Source organism: Pseudomonas sp. 11/12A (genome assembly GCF_000800055.1).
GTDB classification, from domain to species: domain Bacteria; phylum Pseudomonadota; class Gammaproteobacteria; order Pseudomonadales; family Pseudomonadaceae; genus Aquipseudomonas; species Aquipseudomonas mohnii.
Window position 1 is genome coordinate 6,363,728 of record NZ_JUGV01000001.1, and the last position, 18,756, is coordinate 6,382,483.

Consider the following 18,756-nt stretch of genomic DNA (forward strand, 5'->3'; position numbering starts at 1 on the left):
CGGGTGGTGAATAGCTGACGCCGGAATCGTGGTCCGGCGTCGGTTTTTTCCATGCCGCTTGTGGCGTTTAGTGCACCAGCATGCCAGTGAACCAGTAGGCCTGGGCCAACGTGATCAGGCCGACGATCGTTGCAAAGAATAGGCTGTGCTTGAGGGTGAAGCGGAACAGGTCCGATTCTTTGCCCACCAGGCCCGTCGCGGCGCAGGCCACGGCGATCGATTGTGGCGAGATCATCTTGCCGGTCACGCCGCCGCTGGTGTTCGCCGCCACCAACAGGGTGTCGTTAACGCCGATCTGGTGCGCGGTGGTCGCCTGCAACGAGCTGAACAGGGCGTTGGACGAAGTGTCGGAACCGGTCAGGAACACACCGAGCCAGCCGAGGAATGGCGAGAAGAACGGGAACGCGGCGCCAGTGGCTGCCAATACCAGGGCCATGGTCGAGGACATGCCCGAGTAGTTGGTGACGAAGGCGAACGCCAGCACCATGCCGATGGACAGGATCGGCCAGCGCAGTTCGTAGAAGGTCTCTTTCAAAGTGGTCAGACCAGTTTTGATGTTGATCTTCAGAATCAGCATCGAGATCAGCGCCGAGAAGAAAATCGCCGTGCCGGTCGCAGAAATCGGGTCAAGCTTGAACACCGCCGGAATGGCCGTCGGCGCTGCGACGATCGGTGCAACCTTGATCACCATCTGATCCAGGTGCGGAATGGCGAAGTTGAACACCCAGCTGTACATCGAGCCGCCGGCGGCGAACATGGCCTTGAACGGTTTCAGGGTCCAGATGGTGACCAGCACGGTCAGGATCAGGAACGGCGACCAGGCTTTGAAGATTTCACCCAGGCTGTAAGGCGAAGCGACGGTGGTGCGCTTCTGGCCAAAGCCGCCGGCGCTGGCGGTGACCACGGACGCCGAGACGGCGCCGGCGATGTGTTGGCCGGCGGCGCGTTTCGGCTGCCAGACCTTCAGGAACAGCGTCAGGGAAATCAGGCTGGCCAGGGCCGAGGTGATGTCCGGCAGTTCCGGGCCAATGAAGTTCGAGGTGAAGAACTGGGTGACGGCAAAGCTCAAGCCCGCCACCAGTGCTGCCGGCCAGGTCTCACGGACACCCCGCAGGCCGTCCATCATGAACACCAGCCAGAACGGTACGAACAGCGACAGCAGCGGCAGTTGACGACCGGCCATGGCGCCGATCTTGAACGCATCGATACCGGTCACTTGCCCGGCAACAATGATCGGAATGCCCAGGGCGCCAAACGCCACCGGGGCGGTGTTGGCGATCAGGCACAGGCCTGCGGCGTACAGTGGATTGAAGCCCAGCCCGACCAGCAGCGCGGCGGTAATCGCGACCGGCGCGCCGAAACCGGCTGCACCTTCCAGGAAGGCGCCGAAGCAGAAGCCGATCAACAGCACTTGCAGGCGCTGGTCGTCGGTAATCGACAGCACGGAGCTGCGAATGATTTCGAACTGCCCGCTCTTGACCGTCAGTTTGTAGAGGAACACGGCGGCCACGATGATCCAGGCAATTGGCCACAGACCGTAGGCGAAGCCGTATCCGGCGGCGGCGAATGCCATGTCGACCGGCATCTGGAAGGCAAAGATTGCCACCAGAATCGACAAGGCCAAGGTGATGCTGCCGGCCACGTGCCCTTTGAGGCGGAACACGGCCAGGGCCAGGAAGAAAAATACGATAGGGATAACGGCCGCGAGGGCGGACAAGCCGAGGCTGCCGAGCGGGCTGTAGAGCTGTTGCCAGGTTTGCATATGGGGTGGCCCCTAATTGTTGTTGGTCAGGCACTGATCAGCGTTCTTGGTTAATTGGTAATACCAATTTACAATCGCTGTTGGCTAGGGTAAAAGCCTTGGAGGCGGTGTGTCAATTTGCCGCTCTAAAATTCTTGTCGAATGCCTGCGCGTTCGGGTCGTCTGATCTGCTTACGCAATGGCTGTCTGGCAGGTGTCGGCGCTGCGCCGATAGGCCAGAATAGAGCCGCCGGCGAATCGTCGGGACCGTGGAGAAATTGAGTTATGGGGTTTGATCAGATTCGTCAGCGCCGTTTGTCTGACGATATTGTCGAGCGGCTTGAGGGCATGATTCTCGAGGGCACGCTGAAGGCAGGCGAGCGCTTGCCGGCCGAGCGCGTATTGGCCGAGCAGTTCGGTGTGTCTCGCCCTTCGTTGCGTGAGGCCATACAAAAGCTGGCTGCCAAGGGGTTGTTGGTCAGTCGTCAGGGTGGCGGTAACTACGTCGTGGAGTCCCTGGGCACAACCTTCAGCGATCCATTGCTGCACCTGCTGGAGAGCAATCCTGAAGCGCAGCGCGATCTATTGGAGTTTCGCCATACCCTTGAAGCGTCCTGTGCCTATTACGCTGCGTTACGCGCTACGGATGTTGATCGTGAGCGGCTGACGGCGGCGTTTAACGAGTTGCAGGACTGCTATTCACGTCACGATGAAGTGAGTCGGGCGGAAGAGGGCGCGGCGGACGCGAAGTTTCACCTGGCGATCGCTGAGGCCAGTCATAACGCCGTGTTGTTGCACACCATTCGTGGGTTGTTTGATTTGCTCAAGCGCAACGTGGTGACCAACATTGGCGGCATGTACAAGCAGCGTACCGAAACCCGGGACATGCTGATCACACAGCATCGCGAGTTGTACCTGGCGATTGTCGAAGGTCGTGCGGAACAGGCACGCGAAGTTTCCAGCCGACACATCCTGTATGTGCAGGAAGTGCTGGAGGAAGTGCGTCAGGAAGTGCAGCGCATGGCTCGGGCGGAGCGGCGCAAGGGGATGTAGCTGTCGTCATGAGATTCAATGTGGCGAGGGAGCAAGCTCCCTCGCCACAAAAGCAGTGACCAGGCTGGAAAATTACTCTTCCTTGCCCTTGTTGCGCACCGCACGCTGCAACTCGCGGCCGGCATCGCGCTCGCGCTCGGTATCACGCTTGTCGTATTCCTTCTTGCCCTTGCCCAGAGCGATCTCGCACTTGACCATGTGCTTGCTCCAGTACCAGGACAGACACACGCAGGCGTAACCCTTTTGCTGCACGGCGGCGGACAGCTTGTCCAGCTCGCGCCGGTTGAGCAGCAGCTTGCGGGTGCGAGTCGGGTCAGCGATGACGTGGGTGCTGGCGGTCATCAGAGGCGTAATGTGACTGCCGAGCAGCCAAGCTTCGCCATCCTTGAGCAGCACGTAACTGTCGACCAGTTGCAGCTTGCTCGCCCGCAGACTTTTTACTTCCCAGCCGGCCAGGACCAGACCAGCCTCGAACCGATGTTCGATGAAGTAATCGTGTCGCGCCTTTTTATTTTGCGCGATGGTCCCTGTTGGGTGTTTCTTCTGTTTAGCCATAGGGGCGGCATTATAGGGAGTTGCACGCGAGTCGGCTACGGTGTTGCTGCGTGCTTGAGCAGGTTGATTGAATCCCGGACAATGCGCGCTCATTTTTGAACGCTTGGTCGTAATAACGATGTCGACAGACAAGGTTTCTGTCCACGGCAGTTGGGCTAGCCGCTGGGTCTTCATACTCGCTGCGACCGGTTCGGCCGTGGGCCTGGGTAGTATCTGGAAATTTCCGTACATGGTTGGCGTCTATGGCGGCGGCGCCTTCGTGCTGATGTTCCTGGCCTGTATTGCGTTGATCGGGGTGCCAGTCATGCTGGCTGAAACCCTGATTGGTCGGCGTGCCCGGCAGAGTCCGGCCAACGCGCTGAAGGCGCTGGCGCGCGAAGCGGGGCATTCGGGCAAGTGGTCCTGGGGGGCCTTTGCCGGGATGATCACGGCTTTGCTGATCCTGTCCTTCTATAGCGTCGTTGGTGGTTGGTCGCTGGATTACATCATCGATATGGGGCGTGGCGACTTCCAGGGTGTGACGCCGGATCAGGTGGGCGCTTACTTCGGCAATGTGATCGCTGATCCATGGCGGCTGACACTTTGGCACACGATTTTCATGCTGTTATCTGCCGTGGTGATCGCCAAAGGCGTGGTGGCGGGGCTTGAGCGCAGTCTGCGGATCATGATGCCGTTGCTGTTCGTCATGATCCTTGTACTGCTGGGGTACAGCATGACCACCGGGCATTTCATGGAGGGCGTGCATTTCATGTTCGACTTCCACCCGGAAAAAGTCCTCGATGGTTTGTTGCCAGCCATGGGGCATGCGTTCTTTTCCCTGAGCGTGGGCGTCGGCTCGATCATGATCTACGGCGCCTATATGCCGAAGAACTCGTCGATTACGCGCACTGTGGTTGGCGTGGCGCTGCTCGATACCCTGGTTTCTCTCGTGGCCGGCATGGCGCTTTTTCCGATTGTGTTCGCCGCAGGCCTGAATCCGAGCGAAGGCCCTGGCCTGATGTTTGTCAGCTTGCCATTTGCCTTTGGTAACGTAGTCTTCGGCCAATTGATGGGCGTCGTGTTCTTCGTGCTGGTAGCCATTGCGGCATGGAGTTCGGCTATTTCGCTGCTCGAGCCGATGGTGGCTTACCTGGTTGAGCGGACAAAAGTCAGCCGCGCCTGGGTTACTTTCTGGCTGGCGTTCAGTTGCTGGTTTGTCGGTCTCGGCACGGTGTTTTCTTTCAATATCTGGAAGCAAGCGAAGTTTTTCGTGAACGAAGGCGGTTTTTTCCACCTCTACCAGTGGGGAGCCGCGGGCGGTCTGGATTTCTTCGGCGTGATCGATTTCTTCACCTCGCGGATCATGTTGCCACTCGGTGGTTTGTGTTTCGTGGTGTTCGCAGGCTGGGTGATGGGGCGGGAGGCGGTGCGCGACGAATTGGCGACCCGCAACCCTGCGATTTTTGCCCTGTCCTTGTTCTTGATGCGCTATGTGGCGCCCATCGGCATTCTCGTAGTGTTTGCCGCACAGCTGTGGAAATAACGCTGACATGACGACACACATTTCACGTTCGGCCCTGCTGCCCTATCCGGCGCAAGCGCTGTATGACCTGGTTAACGACGTAGCACGGTATCCGGAATTCCTGCCGTGGTGCTCGACAGCGGAAGTGCTGGATGCCTCCACCGAGCATATGCGTGCGAGTGTTGGGGTGGCCAAGGGGGGGCTGAGCCAGCATTTTGTGACGCGTAACACCCTGGTTCCCGGTCAGTCGATTGAAATGAACCTTGAAGAGGGGCCGTTCACTCAGTTGCATGGTGTGTGGGTGTTCAAGCCGCTGGGTGAGAAGGCCTGCAAGATCAGCCTGGATCTGTCGTTCGACTATGCGGGGCCAATTGTTCGCGCGACCCTGGGGCCGTTGTTCAATCAGGCGGCCAACACACTGGTAGATGCATTCTGTCAGCGGGCCAAGCAAATGTATGGTTGAGGCATTGAAAGAAGTCGAAGTGGCGTATGCCGCGGTTGATCGTCAAGTGCTTCTGTCAGTGGCGGTGCCGGCAGGAACGACTGTTCGTGCGGCACTGGTGGCATCCGGTATTGGAATGGTATTTCCGGACCTTGACTTGGCCGAGTGCCCGGTGGGGATCTTTGGAAAGGTGATCACCAATCCCGACACTCGTGCGGTTCAGTCAGGGGATCGCATCGAGATTTATCGGCCATTGCTCGCCGATCCGAAAGAGGTTCGACGGCTGCGTGCGGCCAAGGCGGCCGAGGCCAGATCGCGGAATCAGTAACTCGTATGAAACCAGGCAATAAAAAACCCGGCATGCCGGGTTTTTTATTGTGTTGCAAATTATTGTGGCGAGGTGTCCAGCGGTTGTGGCGTCGGGACTGGCACGGTTTCTACACCGTCGACGTCTTTCTGGATCTGATCGAGCAGCGAGCCTGGTTTGACCGGTTTTTCCGGTTTTGGCTTCTCGGCGTTCTCTGCTGGAGCGGTCACTGTCGTGGCGCTGTCCTTGCCGAGAATTGCCTCGTCGCGACTCACGCCTGGCATGAAATCACCAGAGAGGCTGACAAGCTGATCATTAGGGTTGAAGATGACGCTAATGCGTTCTTGTTGGCGTTCACCGCCACCCGGTTGCAGGCTGTACAGATAATCCCAGCGATCGGCATGGAACGTGTCGGTCAGCAGAGGGTTGCCCATGATAAACCTTACTTGCTTACGGGTCATTCCCGGGCGCAACTGGTCTATCATGTCCTGCGTGACGACATTGCCCTGCTGGATGTCGATTTTGTAAACCCCGGGGAATGAACAACCGGCGAGTGCGAGCAGTCCCACAAAGGTGAAACTGGTTAGCAAGAGCTTGGTGTTTTGCATCGGTGGGCGACTTCCACTATCTTGGCTGGGACAACGTAAACGCCGATCATACCCGCATTAAGAGAAGCTGCGAAGCAGCATCGCGAGAAAGCTGACCATGGTTGAAAATAGCGAACTACGCAAAGCCGGCCTCAAAGTGACCCTTCCACGGGTCAAAATTCTGCAAATGCTCGATTCCGCCGAGCAGCGTCATATGAGTGCCGAGGATGTGTACAAGGCATTGATGGAGGCTGGCGAGGACGTCGGTCTGGCCACGGTTTACCGTGTACTGACTCAGTTCGAGGCAGCTGGCCTTGTGGTGCGGCATAACTTCGACGGAGGCCACGCGGTCTTCGAACTGGACGACGGTAAGCACCACGACCATATGGTCAACGTCGAGACCAGCGAAGTGATCGAATTCTTCGACGAAGAAATCGAGCGCCTGCAGAAAGCCATCGTCGAGAAATATGGTTTCGAAATGGTTGATCACAATCTTGTGCTGTATGTGCGCAAGAAAAAGTAAGCATGTCGCGCGAATCTGAGATTCGTGAAACGAACGAAGGCGACCCCAGGGTCGCCTTCGTGCTTTCGGCCGAACTTAAATCTTCGCGGTGACGACCATTTTCCTGGCGTGAGCCAGGGATTCCTTGGTCAGGTCGATGCCTCCCAGCATCCGTGCGACTTCTTCGACACGATCATTTTTGCTCAGTCTGGAGACGGCAGTGTGGGTGGCGTCGTCGCCGCGCACTTTGTGCACAAATAGATGTTGATGACCTTGTGCGGCTACTTGTGGCAAGTGAGTAACGGTCAGAACCTGCCCTCGTTCCCCCAGGCGACGTAGTAGCTGGCCGACGATTTCGGCTGTTGGGCCGCCGATGCCCACGTCCACTTCGTCGAATACAAGGGTCGGTACACGGGAAGTTTGTGCGGTGATCACCTGAATGGCCAAGCTGATACGCGACAGCTCGCCGCCTGAAGCGACCTTCGCCAAGGCTTTCAGTGGCTGACCGGGGTTGGCGCTCACCAGCAGTTCTACCTGTTCCAGGCCGTTGGGCAAAAGCTCATCACTGCTGTTAGGGCGTAGCTCGATAGTGAAGCGTCCACCGGGCATGCCCAGTCGCTGAATTTCCTGCTCCACGGCACTGGCCAGGCTGCTCGAGGCCTGGTGGCGCAGCTCGCTGAGCTCCCGGGCTCTTTCCTGGTAGTGACGCGCATAGGCGGCCAACTCATCGCTCAGTCGCTCGATGGATTCGTCGTTGGCATTCAGGGTTTCAATCTCATCCAGCAGCTTCTGTTGCATCTCGGCGACTTCGGTCGGCTGGATGCGATGTTTGCGCGCCAGGGTATAGATCGAATCAAGCCGCTCCTCGAGATATTGAAGGCGTGATGGGTCGGCATCGAAATTGTCGAGGAAGCGGTTCAGTTCGCCCACGGCTTCTTCAACCTGGATTTGCGCGCTGGTCAGCAGGCTGCTGGCTTCGCCCAGGGCGCCGATCGAGTTGTTCACGCTCGACAAGCGGTTGAGGCTCGCGGTCAACGCGTTCAGGACATTGCCCGAGTCACTCTCGCTGCATTGCTCGACGACTTGCCGGCAGATGCCCAGCAAGGTTTCGGCGTTAGTCAGGTTCTTGTGTTCCTGTTCCAGCTGCTCCAGCTCATTGTCGCCCAGGCCCAGGTTTTCAAGCTCTTCGAGTTGATAGCTGAGCAATTGATGGCGGGCTCGCTGCTCGTCGCCTGAGTTGGAGAGACGCTCCAGTTCCTGGCGGGTCTGGCGCCAGCGTTGGGCAGCCAGTTGAACCTGGCGGGCGAGGTCCGTTGCACCGGCGTATTCGTCGAGCAGGCGGCGGTGAGTGTCGGTCTTGAGCAGGGATTGGTGTTCGTGCTGGCTGTGGATGTCGATCAGCAGCTCACCCAAAGCCTTGAGATCGCCCAGGGGGCATGGTGTGCCATTGATGTAGCCGCGCGAACGACCTTCGGCGGTGATTACCCGGCGCAGGATGCACGGGCCGTCATTTTCCAGGTCGCGCTCGGCGAGCCAGGTGCGGGCTTCGGGAATGTCATACAGATCGAAGGTGGCGAGGATATCGGCCTTGTCGGCGCCGGGGCGGACCACGCCACTGTCGGCGCGATCGCCCAGGGTCAGGCCCAGTGCGTCGAGCATGATCGACTTGCCGGCGCCGGTTTCCCCTGTGATCACGCTCATCCCGCGATCGAGTTCGAGATCGAGATGTTCAACGATGGCGTAGTTATGTACTGACAGGTGCACCAGCATAAAGGCCGCTCCCAGGTGTTAGGTCTGGTTATTTATACAGTGTTTTGTTTCGGGCTGACAATGCCCCCCATTAGCTCGATTTGCTTAATCCGACGAAATCCTTAGTGCGCCCCGGAATGATAATGCAGGTGTTTTTGTAGGGTTAATGCAAGGAGACCCCTTGAAGCTGGATTTTGCGGCCCCATATAGCTGGGCAGAAGCGTGAGTTGAGCTCACGGACGATATTGAAAGGAGAATTCTATGGCTGACGAACAGGCAGTGGATACGCAAAATCTGGACGCCGATCAGGCCTCCCAAGCCTCGGGTGATGATTTGGCAGCTCGTGTAAAAGTGCTCGAAGAACAGCTGGCAGGTGCGCAGGATCAGGCTTTGCGTGTGGCCGCCGATCTGCAGAACGTCCGCCGTCGCGCCGAGCAGGATGTAGAAAAAGCTCACAAATTCGCGCTGGAAAAATTCGCCGGCGATCTGCTGCCGATCATCGACAGCCTGGAGCGTGGCCTGGAGTTGTCCAGCCCGGATGATGAAAGCATCCGTCCGATGCGCGAAGGCATCGAGCTCACACTGAAAATGTTCCAGGACACCCTGAAGCGTTATCAGCTGGAAGCGATCGACCCGCACGGCGAACCGTTCAATGCCGTTCTTCATCAGGCAATGGCAATGCAGGAAAGCGCCGACCTCGAGCCGAACAGCGTGCTCAAGGTGTTCCAGAAGGGCTATCAGCTCAACGGACGCCTGCTGCGCCCGGCGATGGTCGTGGTCAGCAAGGCTCCGGCACCTGTTTCGCCTTCGATTGACGAGCAGGCTTGAAATTAGCCGTAAGGCCCCCATTTAGAAGTCAAGCGTTTAATTACTACCGCAGTTATCCATCACTGCTGCGGCAACCAAATCCAAAGTTTCGGGAGAGTGAACATGGGCAAAATCATCGGTATCGACCTGGGGACTACTAACTCCTGCGTCTCCGTACTTGAAAACGGCGTAGCCAAAGTTATCGAAAACGCCGAAGGCGCGCGTACCACGCCGTCGATCATCGCTTACGCCAACGATGGCGAGATTCTGGTTGGCCAGTCGGCCAAGCGTCAGGCAGTGACCAACCCGCACAACACCCTGTACGCGGTGAAGCGTCTGATCGGTCGCAAGTTCGACGAAGAAGTCGTACAGAAAGACATCAAGATGGTCCCTTACAAAATCGCCAAGGCTGATAACGGCGACGCTTGGGTTGAGGTGAACGGCCAGAAGATGGCTCCGCCACAAATCTCGGCTGAAATTCTGAAGAAGATGAAGAAAACCGCCGAAGACTACCTCGGCGAGCCAGTGACTGAAGCGGTGATCACCGTTCCGGCCTACTTCAACGACAGCCAGCGTCAAGCCACCAAAGACGCCGGCCGCATTGCTGGTCTGGACGTAAAACGTATCATCAACGAACCAACCGCAGCTGCGCTGGCTTACGGCATGGACAAGGCCAAGGGCGACCACACCGTGATCGTTTACGACCTGGGTGGCGGTACTTTCGACGTTTCCGTAATCGAAATCGCTGAAGTCGATGGCGAGCACCAGTTCGAAGTGTTGGCCACCAACGGTGATACTTTCCTGGGTGGTGAAGACTTTGACATCCGTCTGATCGACTACCTCGTCGACGAATTCAAGAAAGAAAGCGGCATGAACCTCAAGGGTGACCCGCTGGCGATGCAGCGCCTGAAAGAAGCGGCTGAAAAAGCCAAGATCGAGCTGTCTTCCGCTCAGTCGACCGACGTGAACCTGCCGTACATCACTGCAGACGCCACCGGTCCTAAGCACTTGAACGTGAAAATCTCGCGCGCCAAGCTGGAAGCGCTGGTTGAAGACCTGGTTCAACGCACCATCGAACCTTGCCGCATCGCTCTGAAAGACTCCGGTATCGACGTTGGCGCAATCAACGACGTGATCCTGGTGGGCGGTCAGACCCGTATGCCACTGGTGCAGAAGCTGGTGACCGAGTTCTTCGGTAAAGAAGCTCGTAAAGATGTTAACCCGGACGAAGCGGTTGCCATGGGTGCTGCTATCCAGGGCGCGGTACTGGCCGGTGACGTGAAAGACGTCCTGCTGCTCGACGTTAGCCCGCTGACCCTGGGTATTGAAACCATGGGTGGCGTGATGACTGCGCTGATCGAGAAAAACACCACGATTCCTACCAAGAAATCGCAAGTGTTCTCGACGGCCGACGACAACCAGGGCGCCGTGACCATTCACGTGCTGCAAGGTGAGCGTAAGCAAGCGGCGCAGAACAAGTCCCTGGGCAAGTTCGACCTGGCCGAGATTCCGCCAGCACCACGTGGTGTGCCACAAATCGAAGTGACCTTCGACATCGACGCCAACGGCATCCTGCACGTAGGCGCTAAAGACAAGGCTACCGGCAAGACTCAGTCGATCGTGATCAAGGCCAACTCCGGTCTGTCCGATGAAGAGATCGAACGCATGGTGCGTGATGCCGAGGCCAACGCCGAGGAAGATCGCAAGTTCGAAGAGCTGGCCGCTGCCCGTAACCAGGGTGATGCACTGGTTCACTCGACTCGCAAAATGGTTGCCGATGCTGGCGACAAGGTGAGCGCTGAAGAGAAGGCTGCGATCGAGGCCGCTGTTGTTGCTTTGGAAGCCGCTGTCAAGGGCGACGACAAGGCTGCGATCGAAGCCAAGGTTGAAGAGCTGTCCAAGGTCTCCGCACCAGTGGCTCAGAAGATGTACGCCGATCAGGCTCAACCCGCTGAAGGCGCTGCACAGCACGCTGAATCGGCTGAAAAGGCTGATGACGTCGTCGACGCTGAGTTCGAAGAAGTCAAAGACCACAAGTAAGTTGTTGGTCGGCCGGTTGGCTGCCTTGGGGCGGTGACTGGTAGGATGTCGCCGCGCGGGAGCTTGCTCCCGCGTTGGCGTGTCTGGAGCAAGCGAATTTTTACAGCATGCGACAACGTTCGAGTGCTGATGGTATGGCCGGGAATGCTCCTGCTTTCCGAGCCGCAAGTACCGCATCGAATCAAAGACCAGGATCGTTGAATTGACGTGAGTTGGGTCCGGGCCTGTATTGGGGCTCAACGAGTTTGGCGAGGCTCAGGAGAGGTTTGTCGAACGTCCTCAAGAGTGCAAAAGACTTATGGCAAAGCGTGACTATTACGAAGTATTGGGTGTTGAACGAGGCTCAAGCGAGGCAGACCTGAAAAAGGCCTACCGCCGCCTGGCGATGAAGCACCACCCGGACCGTAATCCCGATGACAAAGCGTCGGAAGAGAAATTCAAAGAGGCCAACGAGGCCTACGAAGTGCTGTCCGATTCCAGCAAGCGTGCGGCCTACGATCAGTATGGTCATGCGGGTGTTGACCCGAGCATGGGTGGCGGTGGTGCCGGTTTTGGCGGTCAGAACTTCTCCGATATCTTTGGTGATGTCTTCAGTGACTTCTTCGGTGGCGGTCGCGGTGGTTCCCGTGGCGGCGCTCAGCGCGGCAGTGACCTGCGGTACACGCTGGAGCTGGACCTGGAAGAGGCGGTGCGCGGCACGACGGTGAATATCCGCGTGCCAACATTGGTCAACTGCAAACCGTGCGATGGCTCGGGCGCCAAGAAAGGCTCCTCTCCGGTGACTTGCCCGACCTGTGGCGGTATCGGTCAGGTGCGCATGCAGCAAGGTTTCTTCTCGGTGCAGCAGACCTGTCCGCGGTGCCATGGCCAGGGCAAGATCATTTCAGATCCATGTGACTCCTGCCACGGCGAAGGTCGCGTCGAAGAGTACAAGACCCTGTCGGTGAAGGTGCCTGCCGGTGTTGATACCGGTGATCGCATTCGTCTGTCGGGCGAAGGCGAGGCGGGCGCGCAGGGCGGTCCGACCGGCGACCTGTATGTCGTGATCAATGTGCGCGAACACGCGATCTTCCAGCGTGATGGCAAGCATCTGTTCTGCGAAGTACCGATCAGCTTCGTCGATGCAGCGTTGGGTGGTGAGCTGGAGATTCCGACCCTCGATGGTCGGGTCAAGCTGAAAATTCCTGAAGGGACTCAGACCGGCAAGCAATTCCGTGTTCGTGGCAAGGGTGTTGCGCCTGTACGTGGCGGCGGTGCCGGTGACTTGATGTGCCGCGTGGCGGTCGAGACCCCGGTTAACCTGAGCCGTCGTCAGCGTGAATTGCTCGAGGAGTTCCGTAGCTCGCTGGCGGATGACAACAGTCACTCGCCGAAAACCACTGGCTGGTTCGAAGGCGTGAAGCGCTTCTTCGGCGATCTGTAAGGAGTTGTCATGCGACGTATAGCTGTGATGGGCGCTGCCGGGCGCATGGGCAAGATTCTGGTCGAGGCGGTGCAGCAGCGCGCGCCGCTCACTGGTCTGACGGCGGCTATCGTTCGCCCCGGCAGTACGCTGATTGGCGTGGATGCCGGTGAGCTGGCTTCGCTGGGGCGTATCGGCGTGCCGTTGTCCGGTAACCTGGATGCGGTCGCGGATGAGTTCGACGTATTGATCGACTTCACTCTGCCGGAAGTCATGCTGAAAAACCTGGCGTTCTGCCGCAAGGCGGGTAAAGCCATGGTGATCGGCACGACGGGGCTGGACGCTGCGCAAAAGCAGTTGCTGGCCGAGGCTGGTAAAGACATTCCGATCGTGTTCGCTGCGAACTTCAGCGTGGGTGTGAACCTGTCGCTGAAGTTGCTTGATATGGCGGCTCGCGTATTGGGCGATGAGGCGGATATCGAAATCATCGAGGCTCACCACCGGCACAAAATCGACGCGCCTTCAGGCACGGCGTTGCGCATGGGTGAGGTCATTGCCAGTGCTCTTGATCGCGACTTGCAGAAGGTTGCCGTCTATGGTCGCGAGGGCCACACCGGTGCGCGCGAGCGCGAGACCATCGGTTTTGCCACTGTTCGTGGTGGTGATGTGGTGGGTGATCATACCGTGCTGTTTGCCTGTGAAGGAGAGCGCCTGGAGATCACTCACAAGGCTTCCAGTCGCATGACCTTCGCCAAGGGTGCGGTACGTGCTGCATTGTGGCTGGAGGGGCGTGAGCCTGGTCTTTACGACATGCAAGACGTGCTCGATCTGCGTTAAAATGCTGTTTGAACTGGGCTTGAGTCATGTGCTTGAGTCCGGTTTTACACCGCCAAGCGACGTCCTGTCGCATTCTCTGGCCTTTCGGGCTCATTGGCGGTAGACCAAAAATGCCTTTTTCTGTAAGCTACAGCTTTAGTGTGTCCACTAAAAGCGCGCAGAATAATTCAGTGAAGAAGCGGGGTGACGTGTCCATACGTCACTCCGCTTTTTTACAACCTGCGATCGCCCTTTCAGGCTTTATTTACGGGAGGTCTTCTTGACTAAGCCAGCCATACTCGCCCTTGCTGATGGCAGCATTTTTCGCGGCGAAGCCATTGGAGCCGACGGTCAAACCGTTGGTGAGGTGGTGTTCAACACCGCAATGACCGGCTATCAGGAAATCCTTACCGATCCTTCCTACGCCCAACAGATCGTTACCCTGACTTACCCGCACATCGGCAACACCGGCACCACGCCGGAAGACGCCGAGTCCAACCGCGTTTGGTCCGCTGGCCTGGTCATCCGTGACCTGCCACTGGTTGCGAGCAACTGGCGTAGCACCATGCCTCTGTCCGACTACCTGAAAGCCAGCAACGTTGTGGCAATCGCCGGTATCGACACCCGTCGCCTGACTCGCATCCTGCGTGAAAAAGGCGCACAGAACGGCTGCATCATGGCCGGTGACAACATTTCCGAAGAGGCCGCCATCGCCGCCGCCCGGGGCTTCCCAGGCCTCAAAGGCATGGACCTGGCGAAAGTCGTCAGCACCACAGAGCATTACGAGTGGCGTTCGACTGTCTGGGACCTGAAAACCGACAGCCATGCCACCATCGAAGCCTCCGAGCTGCCGTATCACGTGGTCGCCTACGACTACGGCGTCAAGCTGAACATCCTGCGCATGTTGGTCGAGCGCGGCTGCCGAGTCACCGTGGTGCCGGCCCAAACGCCAGCGGCTGACGTGCTCGCTCTGAAGCCGGACGGCGTATTCCTGTCCAACGGCCCTGGCGATCCGGAGCCTTGCGACTATGCGATCCAGGCGATCAAGGATGTACTGGAAACCGAGATTCCGGTATTCGGCATCTGCCTTGGTCACCAGTTGCTGGCCCTGGCCTCTGGCGCCAAGACCCTGAAAATGGGTCATGGCCACCACGGTGCCAACCACCCGGTCCAGGATCTGGACACGGGCGTGGTAATGATCACCAGCCAGAACCACGGTTTTGCCGTAGACGAAGCCACCCTGCCGGCCAACGTTCGTGCGACTCACAAATCGCTGTTCGACGGCACCCTGCAAGGGATCGAGCGTACCGACAAGAGCGCCTTCAGCTTCCAGGGTCACCCTGAAGCGAGCCCTGGCCCGAACGACGTAGCGCCTTTGTTTGATCGCTTCATCAACGAGATGGCCAAGCGACGCTGATCGCTCGCCCTGATGTTGCAAAGCTTGAGGGTGGTCCCGATACCGGCGGCCCCCTCAAGTCTTCAGAGATTGAACAAGACGGCTTGCCGACTGACCTGCGGATTTGAGTGACAAACCCATGCCAAAACGTACAGACATTAAAAGCATCCTGATTCTCGGCGCTGGCCCGATCGTGATCGGCCAGGCCTGCGAATTCGACTACTCCGGCGCCCAGGCCTGCAAGGCCCTGCGCGAAGAGGGTTACCGCGTCATCCTGGTGAACTCCAACCCGGCCACCATCATGACCGACCCGGCCATGGCCGACGCTACCTACATCGAACCGATCAAGTGGCAGACCGTTGCCAAGATCATCGAGAAAGAGCGTCCGGACGCGCTGCTGCCTACCATGGGTGGCCAGACCGCCCTGAACTGCGCCCTGGACCTGGAGCGCGAAGGCGTTCTGGAGAAGTTCGGCGTAGAGATGATCGGTGCCAACGCCGATACCATCGACAAGGCTGAAGACCGTTCGCGTTTCGACAAGGCGATGAAGTCCATCGGTCTGGCGTGCCCGCGCTCCGGTATCGCTCACAGCATGGAAGAGGCCAATGCGGTCCTCGAGAAGCTTGGCTTCCCGTGCATCATCCGTCCGTCCTTCACCATGGGCGGCACCGGCGGCGGTATCGCTTACAACCGTGAAGAGTTCGAAGAAATCTGCGCCCGTGGTCTGGACCTGTCGCCGACCAAAGAGCTGCTGATCGACGAATCCCTGATCGGCTGGAAAGAATACGAAATGGAGGTTGTCCGCGATAAGAAGGACAACTGCATCATCGTCTGCTCCATCGAAAACTTCGACCCGATGGGCGTGCACACCGGTGACTCGATCACCGTGGCGCCTGCACAGACCCTGACCGACAAGGAATACCAGATCCTGCGTAACGCCTCCCTGGCGGTGCTGCGCGAGATCGGCGTGGAAACCGGCGGTTCCAACGTCCAGTTCGGCATCTGCCCGAACACTGGCCGCATGGTCGTCATCGAAATGAACCCGCGCGTATCCCGTTCCTCGGCCCTGGCGTCGAAAGCCACCGGTTTCCCGATCGCCAAGGTCGCGGCCAAGCTGGCCGTGGGTTACACCCTGGATGAGCTGTCGAACGACATCACTGGCGGCAAAACTCCAGCATCCTTCGAGCCGTCCATCGACTACGTCGTGACCAAGCTGCCACGTTTCGCCTTCGAGAAGTTCTCCAAGGCAGACGCCCGCCTGACCACGCAAATGAAGTCGGTCGGTGAAGTCATGGCCATCGGCCGTACCTTCCAGGAATCCCTGCAGAAAGCCCTGCGCGGCCTGGAAGTCGGCGTTTGCGGTCTGGACGAGAAGGTTGACCTGAGCAATCCGGAAAGCATGAGCGTCCTCAAGCGCGAGCTGACCGTGCCGGGCGCCGAGCGTATCTGGTACGTGGCGGACGCCATGCGCGCCGGCATGAGCGTTGAAGATATCTTCGGCATGACCATGATCGATCCATGGTTCCTGGTGCAGATGGAAGATCTGATCAAGGACGAAGAGAAGGTCAAGACCCTGGGTCTGACCAGCATCGATCGCGACCTGATGTTCCGCCTCAAGCGCAAAGGTTTTTCCGACATGCGCCTGGCCAAGCTGCTGGGTGTGACCGAGAAGGCCCTGCGTGCTCACCGTCACAAGCTGGAGATCTTCCCGGTCTACAAGCGCGTCGACACCTGCGCCGCCGAGTTCGCCACCGATACCGCTTACCTGTATTCGACGTACGAAGAAGAGTGCGAAGCCGCCCCATCGGGTCGCGACAAGATCATGATCCTGGGTGGTGGCCCGAACCGTATCGGCCAGGGCATCGAGTTCGACTACTGCTGCGTACACGCGGCGCTGGCTCTGCGCGATGACGGGTACGAGACCATCATGGTCAACTGCAACCCGGAAACCGTTTCTACCGACTACGACACTTCCGATCGCCTGTACTTCGAGCCGGTAACCCTGGAAGACGTGCTGGAAATCGTCCGCGTCGAGAAGCCGAAAGGCGTGATCGTCCAGTACGGCGGCCAGACCCCGCTTAAACTGGCGCGCGCCCTGGAAGCCGCTGGCGTACCGATCATCGGCACCAGCCCTGACGCCATCGACCGTGCCGAAGACCGTGAGCGCTTCCAGCAAATGGTCCAGCGCCTGAACCTGCGTCAGCCGCCTAACGCTACCGTGCGCAGCGAAGACGAAGCGATCCGTGCAGCTGCCAAGATCGGCTACCCGCTGGTGGTGCGCCCGTCCTACGTACTGGGCGGTCGTGCGATGGAAATCGTTTACGAAGAAGAAGAACTCAAGCGCTACCTGCGTGAAGCGGTTCAAGTGTCCAACGACAGCCCGGTGCTGCTGGACCACTTCCTCAACTGCGCCATCGAAATGGACGTGGATGCGGTCTGCGACGGCAAAGACGTAGTAATCGGCGCAATCATGCAGCACATCGAGCAGGCTGGTGTTCACTCCGGTGACTCCGCGTGCTCGCTGCCACCGTACTCGCTGCCTGCGCATATCCAGGACGAGATGCGCGAACAGGTCAAGAAAATGGCCCTGGAGCTGGGTGTGGTCGGCCTGATGAACGTACAGTTGGCGCTGCAGGGCGACGACATCTACGTGATTGAAGTCAACCCGCGTGCTTCGCGTACCGTTCCTTTCGTATCCAAGTGCATCGGTGTTTCCCTGGCAATGATCGCGGCTCGCGTCATGGCCGGTAAAACCCTGAAGGAAATCGGTTTCACCAAGGAAATCATTCCTAACTTCTACAGCGTGAAAGAGGCGGTGTTCCCATTCGCCAAATTCCCTGGCGTTGACCCGATTCTCGGCCCTGAGATGAAGTCCACCGGTGAAGTGATGGGCGTGGGCGACACCTTCGGCGAAGCGTTTGCCAAAGCCCAGATGGGTGCAAGCGAAGTGCTGCCGACCGGCGGTACTGCGTTTATCAGTGTGCGTGACGACGACAAGCCGCTGGTTGCAGGCGTGGCCCGTGATCTGATCAACTTGGGCTTCGAAGTGGTTGCTACCGCCGGTACTGCCAAGCTGATCGAAGCCGCAGGCCTGAAAGTGCGCCGCGTGAACAAGGTGACCGAGGGGCGTCCGCACGTGGTCGACATGATCAAGAATGACGAAGTCACCTTGATCATCAACACCACCGAAGGTCGTCAATCGATCGCTGACTCCTATTCCATTCGTCGCAACGCCCTGCAGCACAAGATCTACTGCACCACGACCATTGCTGCTGGCGAAGCGATCTGCGAAGCGCTTAAGTTCGGTCCCGAGAAGACCGTACGTCGCTTGCAGGATCTACACGCAGGATTGAAGGCATGAGCATAACGAAGTACCCAATGACTGTTCAGGGCGCTCGCGCCCTGGAAGAAGAACATGCTCACCTGACCAAGGTCGTTCGTCCGAAGCTCAGCCAGGATATCGGTACGGCCCGTGAGTTGGGTGACTTGAAGGAAAACGCCGAATACCACGCTGCTCGCGAGCAGCAGGGTATGGTTGAGGCAAGGATCCGTGACATCGAAGGCCGCATGCAAAACGCAGTGGTGATTGATGTCACGACCATTGCTCACACCGGCAAGGTGATTTTTGGCACGACTGTGGAGATTGCTAACGTCGAGACCGATGAAAGCGTGACCTACCAGATCGTTGGTGAGGACGAGGCAGACATCAAACTCGGCAAGATCTCCGTTGGTTCGCCTATTGCCCGCGCCTTGATTGCCAAGGAAGAGGGTGACGTGGTGGCGGTTAAAACGCCGAGCGGCGTTATCGAGTACGAGATTGTCGAAGTTCGCCACATCTGAAACTAAAAGCAGGCGCCT

The 18,756-nt window shown here is 58.4% G+C and carries 16 protein-coding genes; 12 read left to right on the plus strand and 4 right to left on the minus strand.

What is annotated here, in order from left to right; genetic code table 11:
• Positions 1 to 67 precede the first annotated feature (67 nt).
• Complete coding sequence (locus GQ39_RS29055) at positions 68 to 1,762, minus strand: lactate permease LctP family transporter (RefSeq protein WP_047537451.1); 1,695 nt, start codon at positions 1,760 to 1,762, stop codon at positions 68 to 70.
• Positions 1,763 to 2,026: 264 nt separating this feature from the next.
• Between GQ39_RS29055 and GQ39_RS29060 the strand changes: the two genes are divergently transcribed.
• Positions 2,027 to 2,794 (plus strand): FCD domain-containing protein, encoded by a 768-nt coding sequence (locus tag GQ39_RS29060; RefSeq protein ID WP_047537454.1) that lies wholly within the window; start codon positions 2,027 to 2,029, stop codon positions 2,792 to 2,794.
• A gap of 72 nt (positions 2,795 to 2,866) precedes the next feature.
• Here GQ39_RS29060 and smpB read toward each other — a convergent pair whose 3' ends face one another.
• Positions 2,867 to 3,349 carry an SsrA-binding protein SmpB gene (gene smpB, locus GQ39_RS29065; protein WP_047537457.1) on the minus strand — a complete coding sequence of 161 codons (483 nt, stop codon included), beginning with the start codon at positions 3,347 to 3,349 and terminating at the stop codon, positions 2,867 to 2,869.
• Between the two features lie 118 nt (positions 3,350 to 3,467).
• Between smpB and GQ39_RS29070 the strand changes: the two genes are divergently transcribed.
• From GQ39_RS29070 to GQ39_RS29080, 3 genes are read left to right on the plus strand one after another with little or no spacing between them, the layout of a single operon-like run.
• Positions 3,468 to 4,871, plus strand: a complete 1,404-nt coding sequence (locus GQ39_RS29070; protein WP_047537460.1) for a sodium-dependent transporter — start codon at positions 3,468 to 3,470, stop codon at positions 4,869 to 4,871.
• Between the two features lie 7 nt (positions 4,872 to 4,878).
• The gene (locus GQ39_RS29075) at positions 4,879 to 5,313 is read left to right on the plus strand and encodes a type II toxin-antitoxin system RatA family toxin (RefSeq protein ID WP_047537463.1); all 435 of its coding nucleotides are present in this window, start codon (positions 4,879 to 4,881) and stop codon (positions 5,311 to 5,313) included.
• A complete protein-coding gene (locus GQ39_RS29080) occupies positions 5,306 to 5,620 on the plus strand; it encodes an RnfH family protein (RefSeq protein ID WP_047537466.1) in 315 nt (104 codons plus the stop codon). Before GQ39_RS29075 ends, GQ39_RS29080 begins: the two co-directional genes overlap by 8 nt.
• Positions 5,621 to 5,679: 59 nt before the next feature.
• On the opposite strand, the gene GQ39_RS29085 is transcribed toward GQ39_RS29080, so the two are convergent.
• The gene (locus GQ39_RS29085) at positions 5,680 to 6,207 is read right to left on the minus strand and encodes an outer membrane protein assembly factor BamE (RefSeq protein WP_047537469.1); all 528 of its coding nucleotides are present in this window, start codon (positions 6,205 to 6,207) and stop codon (positions 5,680 to 5,682) included.
• A 97-nt stretch (positions 6,208 to 6,304) separates the two neighbouring features.
• On the opposite strand from GQ39_RS29085, the gene fur reads away from it, so the two are divergent.
• A complete protein-coding gene (gene fur, locus GQ39_RS29090; RefSeq protein ID WP_026013299.1) occupies positions 6,305 to 6,709 on the plus strand; it encodes a ferric iron uptake transcriptional regulator in 405 nt (134 codons plus the stop codon).
• Between the two features lie 75 nt (positions 6,710 to 6,784).
• On the opposite strand, the gene recN is transcribed toward fur, so the two are convergent.
• Entirely contained in the window at positions 6,785 to 8,458 is a 1,674-nt protein-coding gene (recN, locus tag GQ39_RS29095; protein ID WP_047537472.1) for a DNA repair protein RecN, read from the minus strand.
• Positions 8,459 to 8,698: 240 nt separating this feature from the next.
• Between recN and grpE the strand changes: the two genes are divergently transcribed.
• The 7 genes from grpE (at position 8,699) to greA (ending at position 18,738) form a co-directional block, all read left to right on the plus strand.
• A complete protein-coding gene (grpE, locus tag GQ39_RS29100) occupies positions 8,699 to 9,265 on the plus strand; it encodes a nucleotide exchange factor GrpE (RefSeq protein ID WP_047537475.1) in 567 nt (188 codons plus the stop codon).
• Positions 9,266 to 9,367: 102 nt separating this feature from the next.
• Entirely contained in the window at positions 9,368 to 11,284 is a 1,917-nt protein-coding gene (dnaK, locus tag GQ39_RS29105) for a molecular chaperone DnaK (protein WP_047537478.1), read from the plus strand.
• A 298-nt stretch (positions 11,285 to 11,582) separates the two neighbouring features.
• Positions 11,583 to 12,707: a molecular chaperone DnaJ gene (gene dnaJ, locus GQ39_RS29110; RefSeq protein ID WP_047537481.1), complete on the plus strand. Its 1,125-nt coding sequence runs from the start codon at positions 11,583 to 11,585 to the stop codon at positions 12,705 to 12,707.
• Positions 12,708 to 12,716: 9 nt separating this feature from the next.
• Positions 12,717 to 13,523, plus strand: a complete 807-nt coding sequence (gene dapB, locus GQ39_RS29115; RefSeq protein ID WP_047537484.1) for a 4-hydroxy-tetrahydrodipicolinate reductase — start codon at positions 12,717 to 12,719, stop codon at positions 13,521 to 13,523.
• Between the two features lie 259 nt (positions 13,524 to 13,782).
• Positions 13,783 to 14,919, plus strand: a complete 1,137-nt coding sequence (gene carA, locus GQ39_RS29120) for a glutamine-hydrolyzing carbamoyl-phosphate synthase small subunit (protein ID WP_047537486.1) — start codon at positions 13,783 to 13,785, stop codon at positions 14,917 to 14,919.
• Between the two features lie 118 nt (positions 14,920 to 15,037).
• Positions 15,038 to 18,259 carry a carbamoyl-phosphate synthase large subunit gene (gene carB, locus GQ39_RS29125; protein ID WP_047537489.1) on the plus strand — a complete coding sequence of 1,074 codons (3,222 nt, stop codon included), beginning with the start codon at positions 15,038 to 15,040 and terminating at the stop codon, positions 18,257 to 18,259.
• A gap of 2 nt (positions 18,260 to 18,261) precedes the next feature.
• On the plus strand, positions 18,262 to 18,738 hold the full coding sequence (gene greA, locus GQ39_RS29130; RefSeq protein WP_047539307.1) for a transcription elongation factor GreA: 477 nt from the start codon (positions 18,262 to 18,264) through the stop codon (positions 18,736 to 18,738).
• The last annotated feature ends 18 nt before the right edge of the window (positions 18,739 to 18,756 follow it).

What these genes read in the sequence shown, in the direction of transcription:
- GQ39_RS29055 (WP_047537451.1), bottom strand. Translation starts at nt 1,762, where the DNA reads ATGCAAACCTGGCAACAGCTCTACAGCCCGCTCGGCAGCCTCGGCTTG.
- GQ39_RS29060 (WP_047537454.1), top strand. Translation starts at nt 2,027, where the DNA reads ATGGGGTTTGATCAGATTCGTCAGCGCCGTTTGTCTGACGATATTGTC.
- smpB (WP_047537457.1), bottom strand. Translation starts at nt 3,349, where the DNA reads ATGGCTAAACAGAAGAAACACCCAACAGGGACCATCGCGCAAAATAAA.
- GQ39_RS29070 (WP_047537460.1), top strand. Translation starts at nt 3,468, where the DNA reads ATGTCGACAGACAAGGTTTCTGTCCACGGCAGTTGGGCTAGCCGCTGG.
- GQ39_RS29075 (WP_047537463.1), top strand. Translation starts at nt 4,879, where the DNA reads ATGACGACACACATTTCACGTTCGGCCCTGCTGCCCTATCCGGCGCAA.
- GQ39_RS29080 (WP_047537466.1), top strand. Translation starts at nt 5,306, where the DNA reads ATGGTTGAGGCATTGAAAGAAGTCGAAGTGGCGTATGCCGCGGTTGAT.
- GQ39_RS29085 (WP_047537469.1), bottom strand. Translation starts at nt 6,207, where the DNA reads ATGCAAAACACCAAGCTCTTGCTAACCAGTTTCACCTTTGTGGGACTG.
- fur (WP_026013299.1), top strand. Translation starts at nt 6,305, where the DNA reads ATGGTTGAAAATAGCGAACTACGCAAAGCCGGCCTCAAAGTGACCCTT.
- recN (WP_047537472.1), bottom strand. Translation starts at nt 8,458, where the DNA reads ATGCTGGTGCACCTGTCAGTACATAACTACGCCATCGTTGAACATCTC.
- grpE (WP_047537475.1), top strand. Translation starts at nt 8,699, where the DNA reads ATGGCTGACGAACAGGCAGTGGATACGCAAAATCTGGACGCCGATCAG.
- dnaK (WP_047537478.1), top strand. Translation starts at nt 9,368, where the DNA reads ATGGGCAAAATCATCGGTATCGACCTGGGGACTACTAACTCCTGCGTC.
- dnaJ (WP_047537481.1), top strand. Translation starts at nt 11,583, where the DNA reads ATGGCAAAGCGTGACTATTACGAAGTATTGGGTGTTGAACGAGGCTCA.
- dapB (WP_047537484.1), top strand. Translation starts at nt 12,717, where the DNA reads ATGCGACGTATAGCTGTGATGGGCGCTGCCGGGCGCATGGGCAAGATT.
- carB (WP_047537489.1), top strand. Translation starts at nt 15,038, where the DNA reads ATGCCAAAACGTACAGACATTAAAAGCATCCTGATTCTCGGCGCTGGC.